The 24,730-nt window shown below is 40.3% G+C and carries 21 protein-coding genes and 4 tRNA genes; all 25 read right to left on the reverse strand.

Features of this window, described 5'->3' with window-relative positions:
- Positions 1 to 76: 76 nt before the first annotated feature.
- On the reverse strand, positions 77 to 3,508 hold the full coding sequence (gene dnaE, locus QJV27_RS03030) for a DNA polymerase III subunit alpha (protein WP_281447511.1): 3,432 nt from the start codon (positions 3,506 to 3,508) through the stop codon (positions 77 to 79).
- Between the two features lie 15 nt (positions 3,509 to 3,523).
- The gene (locus QJV27_RS03035) at positions 3,524 to 4,237 is read right to left on the reverse strand and encodes an ABC transporter ATP-binding protein (RefSeq protein ID WP_408869613.1); all 714 of its coding nucleotides are present in this window, start codon (positions 4,235 to 4,237) and stop codon (positions 3,524 to 3,526) included.
- Positions 4,230 to 5,492 (reverse strand): lipoprotein-releasing ABC transporter permease subunit, encoded by a 1,263-nt coding sequence (locus QJV27_RS03040; RefSeq protein ID WP_281447512.1) that lies wholly within the window; start codon positions 5,490 to 5,492, stop codon positions 4,230 to 4,232. Before QJV27_RS03040 ends, QJV27_RS03035 begins: the two co-directional genes overlap by 8 nt.
- A 5-nt stretch (positions 5,493 to 5,497) precedes the next feature.
- Positions 5,498 to 6,820 carry a proline--tRNA ligase gene (proS, locus tag QJV27_RS03045; protein ID WP_281447513.1) on the reverse strand — a complete coding sequence of 441 codons (1,323 nt, stop codon included), beginning with the start codon at positions 6,818 to 6,820 and terminating at the stop codon, positions 5,498 to 5,500.
- 87 nt (positions 6,821 to 6,907) lie between these two features.
- Positions 6,908 to 8,554 (reverse strand): ribonuclease J, encoded by a 1,647-nt coding sequence (locus QJV27_RS03050; RefSeq protein WP_281447514.1) that lies wholly within the window; start codon positions 8,552 to 8,554, stop codon positions 6,908 to 6,910.
- A gap of 10 nt (positions 8,555 to 8,564) precedes the next feature.
- On the reverse strand, positions 8,565 to 9,353 hold the full coding sequence (locus tag QJV27_RS03055) for a type III pantothenate kinase (protein WP_281447515.1): 789 nt from the start codon (positions 9,351 to 9,353) through the stop codon (positions 8,565 to 8,567).
- A gap of 2 nt (positions 9,354 to 9,355) precedes the next feature.
- On the reverse strand, positions 9,356 to 10,114 hold the full coding sequence (locus QJV27_RS03060; RefSeq protein ID WP_281447516.1) for a biotin--[acetyl-CoA-carboxylase] ligase: 759 nt from the start codon (positions 10,112 to 10,114) through the stop codon (positions 9,356 to 9,358).
- A 15-nt stretch (positions 10,115 to 10,129) separates the two neighbouring features.
- Positions 10,130 to 11,551, reverse strand: coding sequence for an NADH-quinone oxidoreductase subunit NuoN (gene nuoN / locus QJV27_RS03065; protein WP_281447517.1), 1,422 nt, complete (start codon positions 11,549 to 11,551; stop codon positions 10,130 to 10,132).
- 24 nt (positions 11,552 to 11,575) lie between these two features.
- A complete protein-coding gene (gene nuoL / locus QJV27_RS03070; RefSeq protein WP_281447518.1) occupies positions 11,576 to 13,522 on the reverse strand; it encodes an NADH-quinone oxidoreductase subunit L in 1,947 nt (648 codons plus the stop codon).
- Positions 13,523 to 13,529: 7 nt separating this feature from the next.
- Positions 13,530 to 13,850: an NADH-quinone oxidoreductase subunit NuoK gene (gene nuoK / locus QJV27_RS03075; protein ID WP_281447519.1), complete on the reverse strand. Its 321-nt coding sequence runs from the start codon at positions 13,848 to 13,850 to the stop codon at positions 13,530 to 13,532.
- Entirely contained in the window at positions 13,847 to 14,581 is a 735-nt protein-coding gene (locus QJV27_RS03080) for an NADH-quinone oxidoreductase subunit J (protein WP_281447520.1), read from the reverse strand. The genes nuoK and QJV27_RS03080 overlap by 4 nt, the downstream gene beginning before the upstream one ends.
- 79 nt (positions 14,582 to 14,660) lie before the next feature.
- Complete coding sequence (gene nuoI / locus QJV27_RS03085) at positions 14,661 to 15,149, reverse strand: NADH-quinone oxidoreductase subunit NuoI (RefSeq protein ID WP_281447521.1); 489 nt, start codon at positions 15,147 to 15,149, stop codon at positions 14,661 to 14,663.
- Between the two features lies 1 nt (position 15,150).
- On the reverse strand, positions 15,151 to 16,176 hold the full coding sequence (gene nuoH, locus QJV27_RS03090) for an NADH-quinone oxidoreductase subunit NuoH (RefSeq protein ID WP_281447522.1): 1,026 nt from the start codon (positions 16,174 to 16,176) through the stop codon (positions 15,151 to 15,153).
- A gap of 5 nt (positions 16,177 to 16,181) precedes the next feature.
- Positions 16,182 to 18,245, reverse strand: coding sequence for an NADH-quinone oxidoreductase subunit NuoG (gene nuoG, locus QJV27_RS03095; protein ID WP_281447523.1), 2,064 nt, complete (start codon positions 18,243 to 18,245; stop codon positions 16,182 to 16,184).
- Positions 18,246 to 18,254: 9 nt separating this feature from the next.
- A complete protein-coding gene (nuoF, locus tag QJV27_RS03100; RefSeq protein ID WP_281447524.1) occupies positions 18,255 to 19,577 on the reverse strand; it encodes an NADH-quinone oxidoreductase subunit NuoF in 1,323 nt (440 codons plus the stop codon).
- Positions 19,567 to 20,196: a complex I 24 kDa subunit family protein gene (locus QJV27_RS03105; protein WP_281447525.1), complete on the reverse strand. Its 630-nt coding sequence runs from the start codon at positions 20,194 to 20,196 to the stop codon at positions 19,567 to 19,569. The genes nuoF and QJV27_RS03105 overlap by 11 nt, the downstream gene beginning before the upstream one ends.
- Positions 20,197 to 20,202: 6 nt before the next feature.
- On the reverse strand, positions 20,203 to 21,372 hold the full coding sequence (locus QJV27_RS03110; protein ID WP_281448959.1) for an NADH-quinone oxidoreductase subunit D: 1,170 nt from the start codon (positions 21,370 to 21,372) through the stop codon (positions 20,203 to 20,205).
- Positions 21,373 to 21,483: 111 nt separating this feature from the next.
- A complete protein-coding gene (locus tag QJV27_RS03115) occupies positions 21,484 to 22,107 on the reverse strand; it encodes an NADH-quinone oxidoreductase subunit C (protein ID WP_281448960.1) in 624 nt (207 codons plus the stop codon).
- A gap of 34 nt (positions 22,108 to 22,141) precedes the next feature.
- Positions 22,142 to 22,717, reverse strand: a complete 576-nt coding sequence (locus QJV27_RS03120) for a NuoB/complex I 20 kDa subunit family protein (protein WP_281447526.1) — start codon at positions 22,715 to 22,717, stop codon at positions 22,142 to 22,144.
- Between the two features lie 65 nt (positions 22,718 to 22,782).
- Entirely contained in the window at positions 22,783 to 23,148 is a 366-nt protein-coding gene (ndhC, locus tag QJV27_RS03125) for an NADH-quinone oxidoreductase subunit A (protein ID WP_281447527.1), read from the reverse strand.
- A 648-nt stretch (positions 23,149 to 23,796) separates the two neighbouring features.
- A tRNA-Asp gene (locus tag QJV27_RS03130) sits at positions 23,797 to 23,874 on the reverse strand.
- A gap of 63 nt (positions 23,875 to 23,937) precedes the next feature.
- Positions 23,938 to 24,013: transfer RNA gene (locus QJV27_RS03135), tRNA-Val, on the reverse strand.
- A 31-nt stretch (positions 24,014 to 24,044) separates the two neighbouring features.
- Positions 24,045 to 24,122: transfer RNA gene (locus QJV27_RS03140), tRNA-Asp, on the reverse strand.
- 63 nt (positions 24,123 to 24,185) lie between these two features.
- Positions 24,186 to 24,261, reverse strand: a tRNA-Val gene (locus tag QJV27_RS03145).
- A gap of 94 nt (positions 24,262 to 24,355) precedes the next feature.
- A complete protein-coding gene (locus QJV27_RS03150) occupies positions 24,356 to 24,643 on the reverse strand; it encodes an HU family DNA-binding protein (protein WP_008853656.1) in 288 nt (95 codons plus the stop codon).
- Between the last annotated feature and the right edge of the window lie 87 nt (positions 24,644 to 24,730).

Raw genomic sequence — 24,730 nt, forward strand, 5'->3', positions numbered from 1 at the left:
TTTTCAATAACTTTTTATTTGAAAATCATGCTATTAAATACCGGTACAAATAACAATTGCTGTGACTTGTTAAAAATTAATATTGCTCAACCTTTTCGACCCCGTGAATGACTTTAATATGTTGTGCCAAAATCGGAGAAACATTATATAAATCGGGTAAGATTACCTCGACTTCTTGTTGATCAGCACATTGAGGAACTAAAACGATCCGCCCTCGCCCCTTTTGTGTATTTTCCAAGACGTTTGAAATTTGCTCAACTGCTTTTAAATCCTTTACCCAAATTTTAAGTTCTTTGACCAGTCCTGCAATTGCGTCCTCTAGATCTTCAACATGTTGGGCGGTAATCCGTAAGTTTTCTTCATCCATACGCATATCAACGGTAATAATCACCATTCGTCCAGCAACCAATAAATCCCGATAACGAGCCAAACTTTCTGAAAAAAAAGTTACTTCACATGCACCCGTTTTATCAGATAATCCCACCCAAGCCATTTTTGTCCCTTTGCGCGTGGGGCGTTCTTTACAATTTAAGATACAACCTGCAATTTTAACACGCCCAACACCTGAACGTGCTAATTGTTCCAGGTTTGTGCCTGGCTGTATTCCCATCTTGCTAAGCAAAGATCGAAATGAATCCAATGGATGTGCGGTCATGTGGTATCCAATGGCCTCGGCTTCCATCGTTAATCGTTCTATTTCAGGCCATTCAGAAACGGCTGGTAATTTTAACGGTTCTACAGTTTTTTCTCCCCCAACCTGAAATAATCCAATCTGCCCACTAGATTTTTCATCCTTACGGGCATGGGCTCTACGTAAAATAACCTCGGCCGCTGCAAAAACTTTGTGACGATTAGGTTCGATGGAATCAAATGCCCCTGACTTGGCCAAATTTTCCAGCTGTCCTTTATTTAAATTCTGACAATCAATCCGCTCAGCAAAATCCACTAAATCCTTAAAGGGTCGGCGTCCACGTGAAGTTACCAAAGCTTCCATGGCATTGTATCCTGCTCGCTTTATCGCAGCCAGAGCATAACGAATAGCATAACTGCCATCAGCTTGTTGTTCAATTTCAAAATCTGCCCCAGATTTATTAATATCTGGAGGTAGCACCTCTATATTAATCCGCTTTGCCTCTTGACGCAGTACAGCCAATTTATCGGTCTTTTCAATAGCCAATGACATACACGCAGCAAAAAATGCTACTGGATAATTTGCTTTCATCCACGCTGTTTGGTAAGAAACCAATGCATATGCAGCAGCATGAGATTTATTAAATCCATAATCAGCAAATTTAGCCATCAAATCAAAAATTTCGATAGCTTTTTTTTGTTCAATACCGTTTTCAACAGCACCTTTTGTAAAAATTTCGCGCTGTGTATCCATCTCTGATCGAATTTTTTTACCCATCGCGCGACGTAGTAAATCAGCACTTCCCAAACTGTATTTGGCCATTTTCTGGGCGATTTGCATCACCTGTTCTTGATAAACCATAATGCCATAGGTTTCTTCCAGAACATCTCGGATCATCTCGTGCGGGGGTTCCCATTTTTCACCATGCTTTCTGCGACAATAATCAGGAATATTCGCCATAGGACCAGGACGGTATAACGCCACCGCAGCAATTAGATCCTCAATTCGACTGGGCTGCATTTGACGCAAAACATCACGCATCCCCGCACCTTCGAACTGGAACACCCCGCCAGATTCACCACGACTTAACATTTCATAAGTCAGCTTATCATCCAAAGGAATAGTAGATAAATCGATATGCTGCCCCAGCTTTTCCAACATGTTTACAGCACGTTGTAATATGGTTAAGGTCGTTAATCCCAAAAAGTCGAATTTAACTAATCCAACTTGTTCAACAAATTTCATGTTATATTGGGTGACCAACATATCGCTGCGCGGATCTCGGTACAGAGGGACCAACTCAACTAATGGCCTGTCACCGATAACAACCCCCGCGGCATGGGTTCCCGCATGACGATACAACCCCTCTAATTGCAAAGCCACTTCCAATAGACGCTTGATGTTTTCATCACTATCTCGCATTTCTTGCAAACGGGGTTCGGTGGCAATCGCTTGCCCTAATGTTACGGGACTGGCTGGATTATTGGGGATTAATTCAGCAACCTTGTTTACCATTCCAAAAGGTAATCCCAAAACACGCCCCACATCACGCACCGCAGCACGAGCCTGTAGCTTACCAAAGGTAATAATTTGCGCAACCTGATTCAATCCATAGGCATGCCTTACGTATTCTATAACTTCATCACGTCGATCCTGACAAAAATCAATATCAAAATCGGGCATGGATACACGCTCTGGATTTAAAAAACGCTCAAACAGCAGCTGAAACCGCAGAGGGTCCAAATCCGTAATCGTTAAAGCCCACGCCACCAAGGAACCAGCGCCTGACCCACGTCCAGGACCCACGGGAATATTATGTTCTTTGGCCCATTGAATAAAATCAGCAACGATAAGGAAATATCCCGGAAATCCCATTTTTTGAATGACTGAAATTTCATATTCCAACCGTTCTTGGTATTCTTTTTTACGATCCTCTGTTAAATCAGAAATGGTTTTAAAACGATCCTCCAACCCTGCCTGTGCCATTTGTTGCAATGTTTCATCTGCGGTCATCCCATCCTTGATTTTTCGACTTTGGGGTAACATTGGTTTACGTGTTTCAACCTTAACCGCACAACGCTTGGCAATTTCCAACGTATTTGAAATGGCTTCTGGAACATCTGCAAACAGCTCTGCCATCATTTGAGGCGGCTTAAACCAATGTTCGGGTGTCACTTTCCAGCGATCCTGCATGTCCACGGTACACCCTTGGGCAATACAGATTAGTGCATCGTGGGCCTCGTACAATTCAGGGGTTGGAAAAAAACATTCGTTCGTTGCCACCAATGGCAAACCAAAACGATCCGCCAAGCTAATTACCCCCGGTTCAACGGATCGCTCGTCAGGTAAATTGTGACGATTTAATTCTACAACCAATCGATTGGGAAATGCCTTGGCCCATTGCTCTAATAAATCTGTGGCGTGCTTTTCCTGACCATCTGCCAGTAACTTAAAAATTGGCCCTCGCGTTCCCCCAGTCAGTAAGATCAACCCTTCTGAATGCTGGCACAATGTTTCAACACTGACCGCAGGATCTGCAGGGTCACTCTTCAAAAATCCTTCTGAAGAAAGAAACTGTAAATTCAACAACCCAGCTTCATTTTGTGCCAACAAAACAATTGGCCAGCTGGGGGTGTATTCGGTATTTTCGCCAATGGCAGGTATACCAATTTGTGCGCCAATAATCGGCTGTATTCCTGCATCAACGCATGTTTTAGAGAATTCTAAAGCCCCAAACAAATTCCCTGTATCAGTAATGGCCAAGGCTGGCATTTGCATTTCTTTGGCTAATGCTACCATTTTAGGTATTCGCAATGCCCCTTGACTAAGAGAGTAAGCTGAGTGATTGCGAAGATGTATGAACGGAGATAAGGCCATAGAATATTTTATCCATTAAAGATTACAAGGAACAATTTTTCCTTCATGCAGCGTTACGACACGATCCATTTTTGCCGCAAGCTCGTTGTTATGAGTAACAATCAGAGCAGACAATCCCTCTTCACGCACCACTTGTAACAATAAATCAAAAACATGGTCGGCTGTTTTTTCATCCAGATTCCCCGTCGGTTCATCAGCCAATAATATGTGTGGAGAATTGGCCAACGCCCGGGCGATTGCAACCCGTTGTTTCTCACCTCCTGATAGTTTACCTGGCTGATGATCAATGCGATGTTCTAAATTAAACTTTTCTAACCATGATTTGGCTCGTAATGCTGCCTCTTTACGAGTTTTATTTTCAATAAGCTGAGGCATCATAACATTTTCTAAAGCAGAAAATTCGGGTAAAAGATGATGAAATTGATAGACAAAACCAATATAAGTCAACCGCATTAATGTGCGTTCTTTTTCCCCTAATTGTGCTGCGTTTTTTCCATTAATAATTATTTCACCTTGTTTAGGCTGTTCTAATAACCCCGCCACGTGTAATAAAGTTGATTTTCCTGTTCCAGAAGGGGCAATTAATGCAACAATTTCCCCCTGGTTTAAAGTAAAGTCAGCACCCTTTAAAACCTCTAAAGATTCATCACCGCTTTTATAAGCAACATGAACGTTCTTTAATTCCAAAACAGGGGAAACATCCATCATTACACTTTTATCTTTATTCATTGCGCAACCCTTCAACAGGATCAGTGCGAGCTGCTTTCCAAGATGGGTATAGTGTGGCTAATAAAGATAAAATTAATGCCATTAATACTACTTGAATGACGTCAGCCCAATCCAATTTTGCAGGTAGATGTTCCAGATAATAAACCTCAGGATTAAATAAATTAGTACCTGTTAGTTTTTGCAATCCTTGGCGTATATGTTCAATATTTTTACAAAATAACACCCCGATAATTGTACCTATAAAGGTTCCTGTTACCCCAACTGATGCACCACACATCAGAAATATCCGCATAATAGCCCCACGTGATGCACCCATCGTGCGCAAAATTGCAATGTCACGGGTCTTGTCTTTAACCATCATAATTAATGATGAAATGACATTAAATGCAGCTACTAAAATAATCAGAGTCAAGATAAGAAACATTACATTTTGTTCAACCTGAACCGCACCAAAAAAGGCATTATTACTTTGCGTCCAATCCATAAACCTTAAATCTTGATCGTCGAATTTAGCCGCTAATTTCTGACTTATTTCCTGAATATGAGCTGGATCTGTTGTCGATATTTGAATGCCCGTTACGCCATCTTTCATCTGAAAAAATTTCTGCGCTGCAGGAATAGGTAGGAAAACGTAACTGGAATTATATTCATGCATACCGGAATCAAAAACTCCGACTACCGTATAAGACTTAATACGTGGAATATTTCCCATAACAGTTGCTGCCCCTTTGGGTGCAATCAAGGTAATTTTTGATCCTATCCCTAACCCTGCACGTTCTGCCAAGGTTTGACCGATGATGATGGTATTATCCCCTTTAAACCGATCAAAAGCAGCAGCATCTAACGACTTACTAACAACAGTCAATTTTTTCAAACCTTCGGCGGACATACCTCGCACCATGCCCCCTGAATTATAATTGCCAGCACTTAGCAAAACTTGCCCCTCTATGAAAGGAATGGCGGATTTGATCCCAGGATATTTTTCCATGCGCTGTGATAATTGCTGGTAATCAGTAATAGGTTTAGGGCCACTATAAGTCATTTGTCCATAAACACTAAGATCCCCATTTAATCCCAAAATTCGCCCTAAAAGGTCATCCTTAAATCCGTTCATGACCGCCATAACAACGATCAAAGTACCAACCCCAAGGGCAATGCCAATTAAAGAGAAAATAGCAATCACAGATACAAAACGTTCCCCTTTGCGTGCCCGCAAGTAGCGCTTTGCCACCATTCTTTCAAAAGAGCCAAACATAGGTTTTAATCCTGATGTGTGCTGATATAATCCATAACTTGTTCAACGGGCACTTCGGCGCGCTGACCTGTTTTTCTGCGTTTGACTTCTACAACATTTTGTGCAACCCCGCGTGGGCCGACAATAATTTGCCAAGGATGCCCCATTAAATCCGCGTGAGCAAATTTTGCTCCAGCCCGCTCATCCCGATCATCATAAACAAAATTTTCAGGATCAATTTGATACAAAGATTCACAAACATCTTTACATGCCTGATCTTTCATTCCCAAATTGATAATCACAGCCTTAAATGGTGCTACGTTATCAGGCCAAATAATCCCATTTTCATCATGAGAGGATTCAATAATCGCCCCAACCAAACGCGATACCCCAATACCATAAGATCCCATATGCGGATAGATTTTTTGACTATCGGGCCCAACAACTGAAACATTCATTGATTCAGTATATTTGGTTCCAAAATAGAAAATTTGTCCGACTTCAATACCACGGCCTTCACATTTTCTTTCTTGTGGGACTTTATCCCACTCTGCCTCGTTATGTTTTTCATCGGTTGCAGCATAAAAATTTGTCATACGTTTAAAAAATGCTGCCAAAGAATCTTTATCTTCAATATCAACAGGCATTTCTAACCAATTATGTTCTGTAAACGCTGAATCAAAGAAAATACCACTTTCGCCAGTAGGGGCTAAGATAATAAATTCATGACTTAAATCCCCGCCAATTGGTCCCGTATCAGCCAACATAGGAATTGCCTTTACCCCAATGCGTTGGAATGTCCGCAAATATGCCAACATCATTTTATGATATGTCACGACCGCATTGTCATAATTCAAATCAAAACTGTAACCATCCTTCATATAAAATTCACGTCCACGCATGACTCCAAACCGTGGACGAATTTCATCCCTGAATTTCCATTGAATTTGATATAATAAAGTTGGCAAACTTTTATAAGAGGTTACGTACTGATCGAATATATCAGTAATCATTTCCTCGTTTGTTGGTCCATATAATAAATCCCGTTTGTGACGATCAACAATACGCAACATTTCTGGACCATAAGCATCATAACGTCCTGAACGTTTCCAAAGATCTGCTGATTGTAATGTTGGCATTAATACTTCTTGGGCATTAATGGCGTCTTGCTCTTCTCTGACAATACGAGAAATATTATTTAGCACACGCAAACCAGCAGGTAACCAAGCATAAATACCTGAAGACATTTGACGAACCATGCCCGTTCTTATCATCAAACGATGAGAAGCGATCTGAGCCTCAGCAGGTACTTCCTTCAAGGTAGGAAGAAAACTAGACGATAAACGCATAAATTCATTAATCCTAAACAGACTTATTCAATAACAAACATTAAAACAAAAATGATTACAAAACTATAAACAGGCTTTGTCAAACTTTTAAAGACGTAACAGATGAATATCAACCAAAGGTTTCTTTTTCAATTTGCGTCCCAACATACGACGTAAAATAGATTTAGCATTATCTTCCAATTCCTCATCTCTTACGCGTACTTCTTTGGGTAAACGTTCCAATGCCTCTGCAAATTCGTCAACAACGTCATCAAACTCTTCATCATATTGATCAAATAGACCTGGGGCACTAATATTTGGATCGCTAAGTAATTCCCCTTGTTGGTTAACGGCAAAGCTGGCAACGACAACGCCATTATACAACATACGACGTCTGGCAGCTAATACATCACCCTCTATGGATAGCAAACGATTGCCATCAATAACCAATCGACCATAAGGAGCCCCTGCAACAATTTTTGGTTCGCCAGGGCCAAAACGTAAAATGTCGCCATCCTCTAGTAAAATTGGTTCTGCCCCGTTTTCCTTGGCAACTTCGGCTTGGGCGCTAAGGTGAATCCACTCGCCATGAACAGGTACGCCATATTTTGGTTGAACCAATTTATACATTTGGGAAACTTCCTCATAACTGGCATGACCAGAAACATGAACCAGATGATCGCGCGATGTAATAACTCGCGCACCACGTCGCGCTAAATTATCTTGTACTCGCATAATAGCTAATTCATTACCTGGTATGGTTCGACTGCTGTAAATTACAGTATCTCCAGTGCCAAAGGAAATATGTTGATGCACATCTTGAGAAATACGAGTTAATGCTGAACGCTCTTCGCCCTGACTACCTGTAACAATAAAAACGATATTTTCTTGTTCAATATCATTCATATTTTGTTCTGTGAAAAAAGGCGGAATATCTGCCAAATACCCATTTTCACGGGCTGTAGTTTCCAAGTTACGCAATGAACGTCCAATAATCACCACAGGGCGACCTGCTTGCTTTGCTGCAAAGGCAATACTTTCAACCCGTGATACATTACTAGCAAAACAGGTAACTGCCACCCTGCCCTGTATCTCAGCAATTATTTTGGTTAAACTGCGCCTTACTTCAGCCTCTGATCCAGGGGGGCGTTTTACAATCACATTGGTACTGTCACATACCATTGCCAAGATCCCCTCACGCCCCAACGCTGCGAATTTCTCTAAATTGGTTCTATCTCCAATAACAGGTTCTGGATCAAGTTTCCAATCCCCTGTATGCAATACATTGCCGTAAGGTGTACGGATAACAACGCTTTGTGCCTCAGGGATGGAATGCGTTACTGGAATGAATTCAAGATCGAATTCACCGATATTAAATCGATCTCCCATTCGAATCAAATGAATGGTTACCTCGTTCAATAATCCAGCCTCTCTCAATTTTCGACGCAATATGGACGCAGCAAATGCTGTCGCATATACAGGACATTCCAGATCAGGCCATAAATAAGCCACAGCCCCGATGTGATCCTCGTGGGCATGGGTAATAACTAATGCCAGTAATTTGTCTTTTTGACGAGCAATAAACTCTGGATCAGGTACCAAAATATCGGCCTCTGGCATATCATTGCCACTGAATCCAATACCACAATCAATTGCAAGCCACGATCCATTTAGTCGATAAAGATTAAAGTTCATGCCAATTTCGCCCGTTCCCCCCAAAGGAAGAAAGGCAAAATCATTCACCGTTTCATTCATAATTATCCTTCTATGTTTTAGACTTTGTGTTTTTTAATAAATTTCGCTTTGCAAGCATTCTTAATCCTTCCAGAGTAAGCTCTGGATTAATCTTTTTAAAAACGGGTGTCCCTTCGGCAAGTAAAGGCGCTAATCCACCCGTACCAACAACCGTTAATGGTTGGGAATATTCGTCTTGAATTCTTTTAATTATTCCTTCGATCAGCCCGATATATCCCCAATAAATACCAGATTTCATTGCACCAATCGTTTCTTTACCAACCACTGATTGCGGCCTGCCAATACCAATCCTTGGCAACCTTGCCGCGGCACTATGTAGTGCCTCCAAAGACAGGGTTAATCCAGGTGCTATGATCCCCCCACAATAATTTCCATCCTGATCAATCATGTCAAATGTTGTTGCAGTTCCAAGATCAACCACAATCAAAGGACCACCATATAATTGATGTGCTGCCAAACCATTTAGTAAACGATCCACCCCTACCTCTTGGGGATTATTAATTAATATATCAAATCCCCAATCTAAGGTCGCTGATGCCACTATGGGTTCTACACCAAACCATTGACGACATAACAAAAGCAATTGATACAAAACAGGCGGAACCACAGTTCCAATAATAGCCTTGGTAATCTGGGTAACAGGAATATTTTGCTTTTCCATTAACAAGAATAATGTTGCCGCATATTCATCAGACGTACGATTAGCAGTCGTTGCAATACGCCACGTTCCCAACCATTCTTTACCATCGTGGACGGCAAAAACAATATTGGTATTTCCCACATCGACTACTAACAGCACGTTTATTTTTCCTTATATTTATCCAAATAAAAAACTTCGCCTGCTGAAATATGTTCCATTTTTGTCGGCGTTTTCAATAACAAAAATCCCTTTTCGTCAATTCCATTATATACACCTTGATATTGATTATTCGCAATCGTAACCACCAAAGGAGTGCCAATTTTAATGCTTCTTTTACTCCATTCATCTCGAATTAACGATTCTTTTTCAGAGCTAAGGCATTGTAACCAATAACTTAAAGATACTCCAACATGTTCAGCCAACTGTTTTGGTGTAGGCGGATCAACAATAAAATCTTTTAGGCATCCGACTACTCTATCAGATAACAGTGGTGCCGAAAAAATATTAACCCCAAACCCTAAAACCAACCATTTTAAATGACACGGATATTCAATATGACTTTCAATTAAAATACCCGCAATTTTCTTATTATTAAACAATAAATCGTTCGGCCATTTAATACAAAGCTCGTGCTGGTTACCACACAAATTTATAACCGCATCATACAAGGCCAAAGATGCAACAAAGGGTACCCAATGCACTTTTTTTATACTAAATGATGGCCAATATAAGAAAGATAGCGCAAGATTACCCGTTGGCTCAACCCACTGCCTTCCTCTACTGCCTCTAGGGGTGGTTTGTGAATCAGCTAAAACAGCCAGATTAGACCTATTATCCAATCTGGCTTGTTCGATACAATAATCATTTGTAGATGGCAAGGTTGGATAATGCTCTACCTGCCAGGTAATATAATTATCCACCCTTAACCTTCATAATTAATGAAATAAAGACTGCGCTGCAATTTTACTGATATGTAACATTGGGCTCATAAATAACAAAAAGATAACTGTTAATGTTCCCATACCAAATGAAATAAAAGACAAAGACAGTGAACGTTGATCCAAAGCTTCTGCAGGTTTATCAAAGAACATAATTTTTACAATTCGCAGATAAAAGAATGCCCCTACTGCGCTGGCTAAAATACCAACAATGGTCAATAAATAAAGATGTGCTGAAATCGCTGCCCAGAATACCATGAATTTACCAAAGAAACCTGCCAAAGGTGGCACACCAGCCATGCTGAACATAAAGATTGCCATAGCTGTTGCGATACCTGGATCAGTTTTCCCTAAACCAGCTAAATCATTAATATTTTCTACAACATGTCCCTTACGGGTCATCGCAGCAATCACAGCAAACGTACCAACATTCATGAAAAGATATGTTGTTAAATAAATTAATGTTCCTAGCACACCATCCGACGTCGCAGCAGCTAATCCAACAAGCGCGTATCCCATATGCGCAATTGATGAATAAGCCATCATACGCTTAATGTTAATCTGAGCAATCGCACCCACACTACCAATAATGATCGAAAGAATGGCGATGACTTCGATCAATAATTGCCATTGAGGCGAAATTTGCCCAAAAGGACCAACCATTAATCGCAAAAATAATGCAAATGCTGCAAATTTAGGAGACGTCGATAAGAAAGTCGTAACTGGGGTTGGTGCCCCTTGATAAACATCTGGTGTCCACATGTGGAAAGGCACTGCTGAAATTTTAAAACACAATCCAACCAATACAAAAACCAACCCAATCGCAAAACCAACAGAAGTCGTATTAGAAGATGCAATAACATGATGTATGTTTTCGTAACCCATTCCACCTGAAAAACCGTACACCATGGAAATACCATACAGTAAGATTCCAGAAGCAACCGAGCCTAAAACGAAATATTTGACCCCAGATTCAGCAGAAAATACGCTATTACGATCAATAGCACACAGAATATATAACGCCAGTGAAGATAATTCTAAACCAAGATAAAGGCTCATCAAATTATTTGATGACACCATAATCATGGCACCAACAGTGGAAAATACAATTAGCGCAATAAATTCAAAGCAGTTGGTATTATTTTTTCCATTAAAATCTATAGATAAAATAACACATAACAATCCAGCAATCAAAACGAGCAATTTCATATAGCGTGAGAATGCATCATTGATAAATAAACCATGATATCCCACACCATCGGGAATAGTTAATGCTAAGAACCCTACAGCGATAAATGCCGCAACAGAAAAGATAGCACAAGGAAAGAAAGAATTATCTTTCTTTAATGCGCCAAAAAGAAGAATAATAAGACCACTGATTGACAATACAATCTCTGGAATAGCAAGTGTCCAATTCATCGGATTAATCCTGACTTCTTAAAATCAATGATAGATCAGGAAAGTGGCAAGTACCACCACCAACCCAATTGCCATGGTAAAACTATACAAAGCAAAAGACCCATTTTGTGTCCAAGCAACCTTTTTAGCAGATCGGTTGGTTAACCGTGCAAGCGCAACAGGCATTTCTTGTACCACACCTTCATCCCCTACTTTCCACAGTGCTTTGGATATGGCGATATATGGACGTACGAAAATGAAATCATATAATTTGTCAAAATACCATGCGTTCAACAAGAATTGATACACACCTCGCAAGCTTGAGGCTGCAACAACTGGAATTTTAGGTACAGCAATATAACAAACAAAAGCCACAACAATTCCTAAAATACCCAAAGCCAAAGGTGCCTTAGCAATCAAAGCTGGGGTATGATGCATTAGGGTCATGATATGGTTACTAGGTGCATTGAAAATGGATCCGTCCCAAAACGCAATTTGATGAACCCCAATATAATAAGGTGCTAACACAATACCACCAATTGTCGCAGCAACACCCAAAACAGCCATAGGCAATGTCATGATTGGTGAAGATTCATGGGCATGATCATGCAATTTCTGATCTTTAGGTTTACCATGAAAAACCAAAAATAAAATACGCCAACTATAAAATGCAGTTAGGAATGCCGTAATCGCAGTCATAACCCAAGCATAATGCCCGACAGCCGTACCAGACATCCACGCAGCCTCTAAAATTGCGTCTTTTGACCAATATCCAGCAAATGGGAATATCCCTCCCAATGCCAAACAACCGATCCACATTAGTACACAGGTTATTGGCAATTTTTTTGCCAAACCACCCATTTTGAACATATTTTGTTCATCATGTAATGCGTGAATCACTGACCCAGCACCAAGAAACAATAGTGCCTTGAAAAAAGCGTGGGTTGTTAAATGAAACATGGCAACTTGGTACGCACCAACACCAACCGCAACAAACATATAACCCAATTGGGAACATGTAGAATAAGCAATTGATTTTTTGATATCGGGCTGCGCCAATGCGACAGTTCCTGCAAAAAATGCCGTTGTCCCACCCATTATGGTAATAAACATTTTTACGTGCGGAGCTAGTTCAACCAATGGGGACATACGTGCCATCAGGAAAATACCAGCCGTGACCATTGTTGCAGCGTGAATTAACGCAGAAACTGGGGTGGGGCCTTCCATTGCATCAGGCAACCATACATGCAAAAACAGCTGAGCCGATTTACCCATTGCACCTATAAACAGCAAAAACGCAATTAATTCATAAGCTTTGAAATCAAATGTTAGTAAATGATAATGTGTATTGGCTAATTCTGGTATTCTTTGAAAAATATCGTCATAGAAAACAGAACCAGAAAGAACGAATAGTAAACAAATACCAACTAAGAAAAATAAATCAGCAATACGATTAACAACAAAGGCTTTAATCGCAGCAGTAACAGCCGCAGGCTTAGTATACCAATAACCAATTAGTAAATAACTGGATAAACCCACTGCTTCCCAACCAAAGAATAATTCAATTAGATTATCCGAAGTTATCAGCATAATCATACTGAATGTAAATAACGAAAGATAAGCAAAGAAACGATAGGTTGGCATGGTTTCATGAGACATATAGCCAATACTATAAATATGAACCAGCAAAGAAACACTTGTCACCATGGTCAACATAGCAACTGATAGCATATCTAGCCGTAAAAACCAGCTGACATGGAAATTACCAGCGCGTATCCAGTCAATTACTGGAACAATTTCACTACTAACACCAGAATTATAGGCGTGTCCTAGAACACACCATGCACTTATAACAGCGATAACCATTCCTAAAATAGAAATGAATTTGGCAAAAGAATCTCCAAGGATTCTGCCCAGTAATCCTGCACATAAAAAACCGCCCAACGGGGCAAAAACAGCCGTAACAAATAACGATGATGCTATTGGCGTCATTTTTCCATTATCCCTTCATCATCGTTGTATCTTGAACTTCGACAGAATGGCGATTTCGATAGTAAACCATTACAATAGCAAGACCAATGGCAGATTCAGCAGCGGCCACGGTCAAACTAAACATAACCAAAACCTGACCTGTCAAATTTCCAAAAACAGAAGAAAATGCAATTAAATTTAAATTAGCAGATAGCAGCATTAATTCAATTGACATCAAAATAACAATTAAATTCTTTCTGCCAGCAAAGATTCCAAACAGACCAATTGTAAACAAAAGCCCACTCACAATCATATAAGGAGCAATGCCAACCGTACTCAAAACATTCATTTTGACAGCTCCCTTTGTTGTCTTTTTTCTGTAATATCCATTTTATCTCCAGGTTTTGGACCAAATGAATCCTCTTGCGCAACACCGAAATAGGTTTCTTTTGGTCTAAGGAACCCACCAAGTTCATCAACACCTTTATTTAGTTCAATATTACGCAATTCTAATGTTTGGCTTGGTTCACGCATATGCTGACGACCTACATCTTGCCTACGATTATTGGGGCGTTTACGCAAGGTCAGAACAATGGCACCAATCATCGCAACCAATAAAATCAATCCCCCAACTTGGAATAAGAAAATATAGTGCGTATAAATTAATAATCCTAATCCCTGAGTATTTGGTAATGCTTGTAACACTGGTTGTTGAGCATTTTGCAATACTTGCGGATCTACATGCCAATTTAAAGCTATTATTACAAGCTCAACAGCTAAAATAGCAGCAACAACACCCCCAACAAATACGTAACGTTGCATGCCTTCTTTTAACTGCACCAAATTGGTTTGCATTGTCATAACTATAAACAAGAACAAAATCATGACCGCACCAGCATAAATGGCGATCAATAAAATGCCCAAGAATTCTGCACCAGCTAGTATAAATAATCCTGCAGCATTACAAAAAGCCAAGACCAAAAATAAAGCTGCATGAACAGAGTTTCGGGAACAAACCACCATCACAGCAGAGCCAAGCAAAATAGCTGCAAAAATATAAAAAAGAATAATTGGCGTCATGACCCTATTCCTTGTCTCAGGGCTCTTGAGCCGACTTGCAATAAAAATATTATATTCATCATTGTTCTTTTATTCCCGCCTACCGATATGGGGCGTCCTGCTCCAACCGATGTGCTAACGCACTTTCCCATTGGTCACCGTTGGATAATAATTTTTGTTTATTATACATTAACTCTTCACGGGTTTCAGTTGCAAATTCGTAATTCGGTCCTTGGACAATCGCATCAACAGGACATGCCTCCTGACACAACCCACAATAGATACATTTCGTCATATCAATGTCATAACGCGTCGTTCTTCTTGAACCATCACTTCTGGCTTCAGACTCAATTGTTATTGCTTCAGCAGGACATGTAGCCTCACATAGTTTACATGCAATGCATCTTTCTTCGCCGTTGGCATATCGACGCAATGCATGTTCACCACGAAAACGTGGGGATATAGGGCCTTTTTCATAAGGATAATTTATAGTTGCCTTAGGTTTAAAGAAGTAACGCAAGGTTATCCCTAAACCTGTTAATAATTCCGATAATAAAAAAGATCGTGCTGTTCTATCAATAAATCCCATTTTAACCAGCCCCTCCATAAATACCTATACCCGTGGCCATCATGAATCCTGCGGTTAATACAACCCAAACCAAGGAAAATGGCAAGAAAACTTTCCATCCAAGACGCATTAACTGGTCATAACGATATCTTGGGAAGGCACTTCTAACCCAAATAAAGCAAAATAAACAAAACAGGATTTTAATAATTAACCAAAAAGGCCCAGGAATCCAGGTAAAAGGCATACAGTCGATTGGAGGCAGCCATCCACCTAAAAATAAGATGCTGATAAATGCCGACATCAAAATCATATTTCCATATTCAGCCAAGAAGAATAAACCAAAAGCCATGGATGAATATTCAACAAAAAACCCTGCAACCAATTCACTTTCGCCCACAGCAAAATCAAAAGGTGGACGATTGGTTTCTGCCAAACAGGAAATAAAGAAGATAATAAACATCGGGAACATTGGTAAGAAGAACCAAATGTGACGTTGCGCTAAGACAATATCATTTAAATTTGCACTACCAACCAACAATAAAACCGAAACAATAACCAGCCCCATTGAGACCTCATAAGAGATCATCTGGGCTGTTGCACGCATCGCACCCAACAAAGAATATTTTGAATTTGACGCCCAACCAGCCAACAACGTTGCATATATGCTGATTGATGACACTGCCAACAAATATAATACACCGATATTCAAATTGGCCACTGCCCACCCGTCATTTGCGGGGATAACCACCCATGCAGCCATAGACAGTGTAAATCCAATAACAGGCGCTAAGAAGAAAATGACACGATTTGCTTTGGCTGGAATAATGGTTTCTTTGAAAATCATTTTCACAGCATCAGCAAATGGTTGTAGCAACCCAAAAGGCCCAACAACGTTGGGTCCTTTACGCAACATAATTGCAGCCAATACTTTACGTTCAATCCACGTAAGGTAGGCCACACCAATTAACAATGGCACAAGAACGGCAAGCGTTTTTAAAATAATCAAAAGAACTGAACCAACCATCGTATGATAAAAGAATTGTTCCACGTCGATTACTCCGCTGCCTCAGCCGAAGATGCATAACGCACCTTTGAGCATTCATTCATTGTTAAACTTGCCCGGCTAATCACATTTGTCAAGAAATAGTCTGAAATATTACTTTTAAGTCCTTGATTTTCAAACTTTCCTTCAGCAGCGTTAGCTATGCTAATATCCATTGCATTATGCTGTAAACCAACCTGTGCAAATACTGGATTTATCTTAACCATATAATCTTGCAAAGATTGCAAATCGTGGTAAGGCAAATCGACAGCTAGTTGCTCTGCAACTTTTTGAATACCAACCCATTCTTCTTTTGCTTCGCCAGGTGGGCAAATGGCGCGGAAACTACGTTGAAGACGCCCCTCGGTATTCATATAAGATGCTGATTTTTCAGTATATGCTGCTCCTGGCAAAATCACATCTGCACGAGCAGCTGCTTTTTCACCGTGATGCCCTTGATAAATCACAAAACATTCAGGATCAAGTTTCGAGATATCTATTTCATCGGCACCTAACAACCATAGAGCATCGACCCCTCCCTTTATCATAGAGAGAGCATCTTTTGATTGTGCATCAGGAATAAAACCGAGATCTAATCCAGCAACTCGAGAGGCTGCTTGATGTAAAATGTTGAATCCATTCCAGTCTTCAGAAATTGCACCAACCTGACCAGCCAATGCCATGGTCTTGGCATAGATTAATTTAGAGTCTACACGGGTCAACGCCCCATGACCCAAAATGATCATTGGACGCTTTGCCGATTTTAAAACTTCAGCAAATGGATGCTGATCATTTAACAGCTGCTCTATTAATGCGGGGTCTTGTCCTAGTAAGTCCACCTTGTAATTTGGATCATCAGGCAATTCACCAATATAAGCAATAGGGAATTGTTCGGTTAAGGATAACCAACGTTTTCGAATGCGGGCATTCAATACAGGGGCTTCATGCCTTGGGAAAGAACCAACGACCAATAACGCATCGGCCTGATCGATCCCAGCTATTGACGTATTAAAAACATAATGCCCGCGTTTAGAAACATCATAATACGCACCATCTTGACGACAATCCACATTTGTTGATCCCAATGCATTCATTAAATGCTTAAGCGCAGCCATGCTTTCTGCATCGCACAGATCCCCAGCAATTGCACCAAGACGATCACCAGAAACAGCTTTTAATTTATCAGCAATAAATTGACTTGCTTCCGCCCACGATGCTTCAACCAGCTTACCTGCTTTTTTTATCCAAGGGCGATCCAAACGGCGGCGTTTTAAACCATCCAAAGAAAAACGTCCTTTATCGGCCAACCAGTCCTCATTAACATCGTCGTTCTTGCGTGGTAAAATCCGCATAATTTCATTACCACGTGTTTGCAAAACAATGTTATTTCCAACAGCGTCTAATACATCGATTGCGTCTGTGTTTTTTAATTCCCATGAACGAAAGTGAAACGCTGTTGGTTTGGAGGTCAACGCCCCAACAGGACAAACGTCAATTAAATTACCTGATAACTCAGATACCAATCCCTGTTCAATAAAAGGGGTAATTTCTAAATTAGTACCACGGTAAATTCCACCTAACTCAGCAGTGCCTGCAATTTCATTTACAAATCGTACACATCGCGTACATTGAATACAACGCGTCATTACTGTGCGTACTAATGGCCCCATATATTTATCAACAACAGCGCGTTTATCCTCTTTGAACCGAGAACAATCGTGTCCGTATCCTAAAGCCTGATCTTGAAGGTCACATTCCCCGCCTTGATCACAAATTGGGCAATCTAGGGGATGGTTAATTAATAGAAATTCCATCGTGCTACGTCTTGCTGCACGAATTGTTTCTGAATCCGTCGTAACATGCATTCCATCCATTACAGGATGTGAACATGAAGAAACCAAAGGTTTACGAGCCCCTGTAATTTCGACCATACACATTCTACAATTACCAGCAACAGACAGTTTTTCATGATAACAAAACCGCGGAATTTCTTTTCCAGCAACTTCACATGCTTGTAAAACGGAAGAGTTATTAGGAACGTCTACAGGAATGCCATCAACAAATACTTTTGCCATAATTCTTACCTAGCCCCCTATTGGTGCATCAACTGGCACCTGAACTTGAGATAATCCACCATGGGCTTTTTTATAATCCATAATTCGTTGCTCCATCACAGGACGAAAATTCCGAATTAAAGCCTGAACTGGCCAAGCAACAGACATCCCGAACGCACAAATCGTTGTATTTTCAATATTTTTGGTAACATCCATTAACATATCAATTTCTTCGATCTCTGCACGCCCTTCCGTCATACGTTTCATTACTTTTAATACCCAGTTTGATCCTTCACGGCATGGTGTGCACTGGCCACAACTTTCGTGTTTATAAAACTCTGAAATACGGGTGATGGCACGGATAATATCAGTTGATTTATCCATTACAATCATACAAGCCGTCCCTAAACTTGAACCTGCATCACGCAGACCATCAAAATCCATTATCGCTGTATCACAAGCCTCTTTGTTTAACAAAGGCATAGAGGTTCCCCCAGGTATGATCGCAAGCAGATTATCCCATCCTCCACGAACACCACCACCATGCTTTTCAACGATTTCTTTTAAAGGCAATCCTAAAGCTTCTTCGAAAACACAAGGTGTGTTTACATGGCCAGAAATTGCCATTAATTTTGGCCCAGTATTATTTGCACGACCAATACCTGCAAACCATGCAGAACCCCGACGCATAATCGTTGGTGTAACCGAGATACTTTCAACATTATTAATCGTAGTGGGGCAACCATATAATCCTTTCCCTGCAGGGAAAGGTGGTTTTAATCGAGGCTGTCCTTTTTTACCCTCTAAACTTTCCAGCTGAGCTGTTTCTTCGCCACAAATATAAGCCCCAGCACCACGATGAATATAAAAGTCAAAATCCCAACCACTGCCACAAGCATTTTTGCCAATCAATCCTGCTTCATATGCTTCATCAATAGCAACCTGTAAACGGTTAGCTTCGTTATAATATTCGCCACGAATGTAGATGTAAGCAGTATGCGCTCCGATTGCAAAAGCTGCTAATAAAGCCCCTTCAACAATCTTATGTGGTTCATGTCGCATTACCTCGCGATCTTTACAGGTTCCTGGCTCGGACTCATCACCGTTAATAACCAAATAATGTGGTAGGGGACCTTCTTTTTTTGGCATAAAGGACCATTTTAATCCAGTCGAGAAGCCTGCGCCCCCCCGCCCTCTAAGACCAGAATCAATAATTGTTTTAATAATAGTATCGCGTCCCTGGGCCAAAATATCTTTAGTATTGTCCCAATCACCACGACGACGCGCACCCGCTAATTTCCAATCATCATGGCCATGCAGGTTTGGAAAAATTCGATCTTTATCACTTAACATCTTCGGCCCCTGTATTTTGTGGAAACTCTTTACCGACAGGTGCAGAATTTAATCGATCAATCATCGGACCAGGTTCAGGTTTTTGACCTTGACGTAACAATTCAATCAATTTCAACGTGCTCTCTTCAGTCATATCTTCATAGTAGTCATGATCAACTTGTAAAATAGGTGCATTTGCACAAGCCCCCAGACACTCAACTTCGGAAAGCGTAAACATTCCATCCGCACTTGTTTGCCCATACTCTGTAATACCTGTTGCCTTTTTACAAGCAGCAACTACATCATCAGATCCACGCAACCAGCATGGTGTTGTGCCACAAACCTGTAAATGATATTGCCCAATGGGTTCCAAATTAAACATTGTATAAAATGTAGCAATCTCAAACACACGGACAGGAGCAATTTCTAAACGTTTAGCAACCTCAGCCATCGCAACCTTAGGAATCCAAGCACTTTTGGTTTGTCGTTTCATTTGATTTTGTACGACGTATAATAATGGAATTACGGCACTTGCTTTTCGCGCAGCAGGATATTTTGCTAATATTTTTTCAATTTGCTGTTCACTTTCTTGATCGAAAGAAAAATCAGCAGGTTGTTTATTTATAGATTTCTCTGACATCACGCCCTATCTATCCACTTCACCGAAAACCAAATCCAATGAACCAATGATCGCAACCATATCAGCCAACATATGACGATGCGACAATTCATCTAATGCTTGTAAATGCGAGAAACCTGTTGGGCGAATTTTACAACGATAGGGTTTACTGCCACCATCGGCAACCAAGTAAACTCCAAACTCTCCCTTAGGACTTTCTACTGCGGTATAAGTTGTTCCTGCGGGAACATGAAATCCCTCACTATATAATTTAAAGTGATTAATCAATGCTTCCATTGAATGTTTCATATCTTTGCGCTTAGGAGGTGAAATCTTATTACTTTCAACCTTAACAGGCCCAGGTTTCATCTTATTTAGACATTGCTCAATAATCTTGGCACTTTCGCGCATTTCTATGATCCGGATTAAGTAACGATCATAACAATCACCTTGACGCGCAACAGGTACTATAAAATCAACCTTGTCGTAATTATCATAAGGTTGCGAACGGCGCAAATCCCAAGGCACTCCTGAAGCTCTTAGACAAGGACCTGAAAATCCCCAAGACAAAGCATCCTCGGTTGTACAAACACCAATTCCAACCGTTCTTTGTTTCCAAATACGATTATTCGTTAACAACCCTTCAATGTCATCCACAATTTTGGGAAAATGTTGAACCCATTTACCAATTTTATCTTCCATCCCATCAGGCATGTCTTTGGCAACGCCTCCATGACGGAAATAATTCGCATGAAAACGTGCACCAGAAACACCTTCGTAAAATTCCATCAAGCGTTCACGTTCTTCATAAGCCCACAAAGCGGGGGTCATGGCACCGCAATCCAATCCCATTGCGGTTACGTTCAATAAATGATTTAATATACGGGTAATTTCCGCAAATAAAACCCTAATCCATTTTCCGCGATCAGGAACCTCAACACGCAATAATTTTTCTGTCGCCAGAACATAAGCATGTTCTTCGCACATTGGAGAGGCATAATCCAAACGATCGAAATAAGGCAATCCCTTGTGATAGGCCTTGTGTTCAAGTAGTTTCTCGGTTCCACGATGTAATAAACCGATATGCGGGGTCGCCCGTTTTATAACTTCCCCCTCTAACTCCATAACCACGCGCAACACCCCGTGCGCAGATGGATGTTGAGGACCAAAATTTAACGTGTGTGTATCACCAGACATTACACGGGCTGTATTCTGTTTGACTTCAGACAATATTGCTTGCGTCTTATCCGTCAATTCTTTTTCTATAATTTCACTCATCAAATATCCTTTTGCCGATTTCACTAATAATTATAAAGAATACGGCTTAATATTTTGACGTCTTTCATGCACTTTTTCGTCACCAGGCAGTGTTACCAACCCTTCCCAGGGAGAGTCAAAATCAAAGTCACGCATATCCTGCGTTAAGGTTACAGGCTCGTAAACCACCTTGTTTTGATCAGCATCATAGCGAACCTCAACATATCCCGTTAAAGGAAAATCTTTACGCAAAGGATGCCCGTCAAATCCATAATCTGTCAAAATGCGACGTAAATCTGGCTGTCCCGAGAATAAAACACCATACATATCATAGCATTCACGCTCCCACCAATCCGCACTTTTCCATAATCCTCTAACAGATGGGACAGCTGTCCGTTCATCAGTTTGAACAACCACACGTATACGTTGATTTAAGGAAACTGATAATAAATTGTAAACTACATCAAAACGTTGCGCACGTTGAGGGTAATCAACCCCACACAAATCCATCAATTGTTCATAACGACATATGGGATGTGCTTTTAATAATTTCAACAAATCCATAAGATGGTCAAGCACAACAACGACAACAAGCTCATCTTGCTCAAATTCTGCTTTTATCACTCCTTTAACAGAAGTCGACAGCATAAACCCAATAGCTTGTAAGCGTGGCATATTCACAGCCACGTTTCTATTATTTTCACTTTGATCAACCACGAATAATTGTCCCTGTCCGTTGAATTTTTTTCTTCAATAACATTATGCCATAAACCAATGCCTCGGCGGTTGGTGGACATCCTGGGACATAAACATCCACTGGAACGATACGGTCACATCCCCTTACCACGGAATAAGAATAATGATAATATCCCCCACCATTGGCACATGATCCCATGGATAAAACCCAACGGGGTTCAGACATTTGGTCATACAAACGACGCAAAGCAGGAGCCATTTTATTTGTCAACGTCCCAGCAACCAACATAACATCGGCCTGCCTAGGAGAACCCATTGGCACAACCCCCATACGATCCAAATCATATCGGGGCATATAAGCATGAATCATTTCAACAGCACAACATGCCAAACCAAAGGTCATTGGCCACAAACTGCCTGTTCGACCCCAGTTGATTAACTGATCTAATTTGGCAACCACAAATCCTTTATCTGTGATTGCCCCCGCAATTCCTTTAATTACAGCATCCTGCTCTGACCCTGGTGGCAAAGCGTCCTGATTCCAATATACTTTTTCAAGACCAGAGTTTTCTGTCGTATTCTGACTCATCACAATCTCATTCGCAGATTAAATCTGTTTACTAATTACGTTCTTACACTTATCAATTTTGTTAATTAATCCCACTCTAATGCACCTTTACACCATTCATAGATAAAGCCAATGGTCAGCACAACAAGAAAAGCGAGCATTGAAAAGAAACCAAACATTCCAATTTTGGAAAGAGTCAATGCCCATGGGAATAAAAATACCATTTCGAGATCGAATATTGTAAATAAAATACCAACCAGATAATATCGAACATCAAAAAGTTGGCGCGCATCTTCAAATGCTGGGAAACCGCACTCGTAAGGAGATACTTTTTCAGCATAAGGTTTTTGTTTTGCGCAAAATAACGCTGCCCCCAACATGGCACATGCTATGACTAGTGAAATAATTCCAAAAATCAGCACTGGTAAATAATTACCTAAAATAGCTTGCATGAGATAACTCTTTAGCTTCTATAACAATTGAAAACATCAACAAAAAATTGAATATTGATAGTCTTATAACAGAGAACCATATAAATTTATACTGCTAATGTGCATTTTTATATACAAGCTTATTAAAAGTTTTCGTCAGCTTTAAGCTATGATACTAAATTACGAACAATTCATATTCAATATTCTAAGATGATTTGAACAAATGAAGATAAAAGATTGATCTCATTTCTTTTGGTTTACATACATGCCTGCCTGCACACTTTAGAAGCATCAAGAATAGAAAAGACTTCTATATAATTTACCATTGTGCATCCTGCTAATGGTTAGGTTAAGAAGTTTTAGCATTTCAAGCATAGACTCAGCCCTCCTACCATCACTATGATGCAAATATTGATAAATACATAATTACTTCATTTCAAACATATAATATATTCATCTAAATTGCATAAAAAGCGGAAATTTTTATCTTAATCACAATAGAAATGTTTCCTGAATTTACAAAATCAAGTAATCCAAAATATATTTATAACGCTTTGATAAGATGGATACCCTACCCTAGCCTTTATATAAATAGAGAATATAATTTTTAGTTTTTAATGATAATGTAAACTTTATTGCGATTTACGACTATAAACCTAAAGATTATAGTGGCGCGAGTGACGGGGCTCGAACCCGCGACCTTCGGCGTGACAGGCCGACGCTCTAACCAAACTGAGCTACACCCGCGCAGGGTATTTCGTCTTTGCAGACTGGTCACTATTTCTAAATGTATAAACATCTAAAAATCTATGGTGGGCGATGACAGGCTCGAACTGCCGACCCTCTCGGTGTAAACGAGATGCTCTACCAACTGAGCTAATCGCCCTTTATTTTTAAAAAAATAAAAAACTATATAATGGCGCGAGTGACGGGGCTCGAACCCGCGACCTTCGGCGTGACAGGCCGACGCTCTAACCAAACTGAGCTACACCCGCGCAGGGTATTTCGTCTTTGCAGACTGGTCACTATTTCTAAATGCACAAACATCTAAAAATCTATGGTGGGCGATGACAGGCTCGAACTGCCGACCCTCTCGGTGTAAACGAGATGCTCTACCAACTGAGCTAATCGCCCTTTTTCTGTTGAAAAATCAGTGTTTTTAACAGAACAACGACTTCTTAGCATTGAAGCCGTTGTATGTCTAGTCATTTTTTAGATAACTAAGAATTTATTTACTGACAGCTTCTTTTAATAATTTTCCAGGTTTGAAACGAACAGAAATAGATGCTGGAATATCAATTTCTTCGCCTGTACGTGGGTTACGACCTTTTGCTGCTTTGCGGGTTGCAGTAACGAAGCTGCCAAAACCAACAAGACGTACTTCCTGTTTCTTTGCGAGAGTTTCTTCGATTGTGCTCAATACGGCATCAACAACTTCTGCTGATTTTGCTTTTGACAAATCAACTTTTTCAGCAACAGCTGCAACGAGTTCTTGTTTATTAAGCGGCTTTTCCATTTATTTTATCTTTCCACTGTAACGATACAAATTAAAAATTATACCTTTGGACTGTATCAACGATCCATATTCCAAACTATTGAAGCA

The sequence above is a fragment of the Commensalibacter oyaizuii genome, assembly GCF_029953265.1.
GTDB lineage: Bacteria > Pseudomonadota > Alphaproteobacteria > Acetobacterales > Acetobacteraceae > Commensalibacter > Commensalibacter oyaizuii.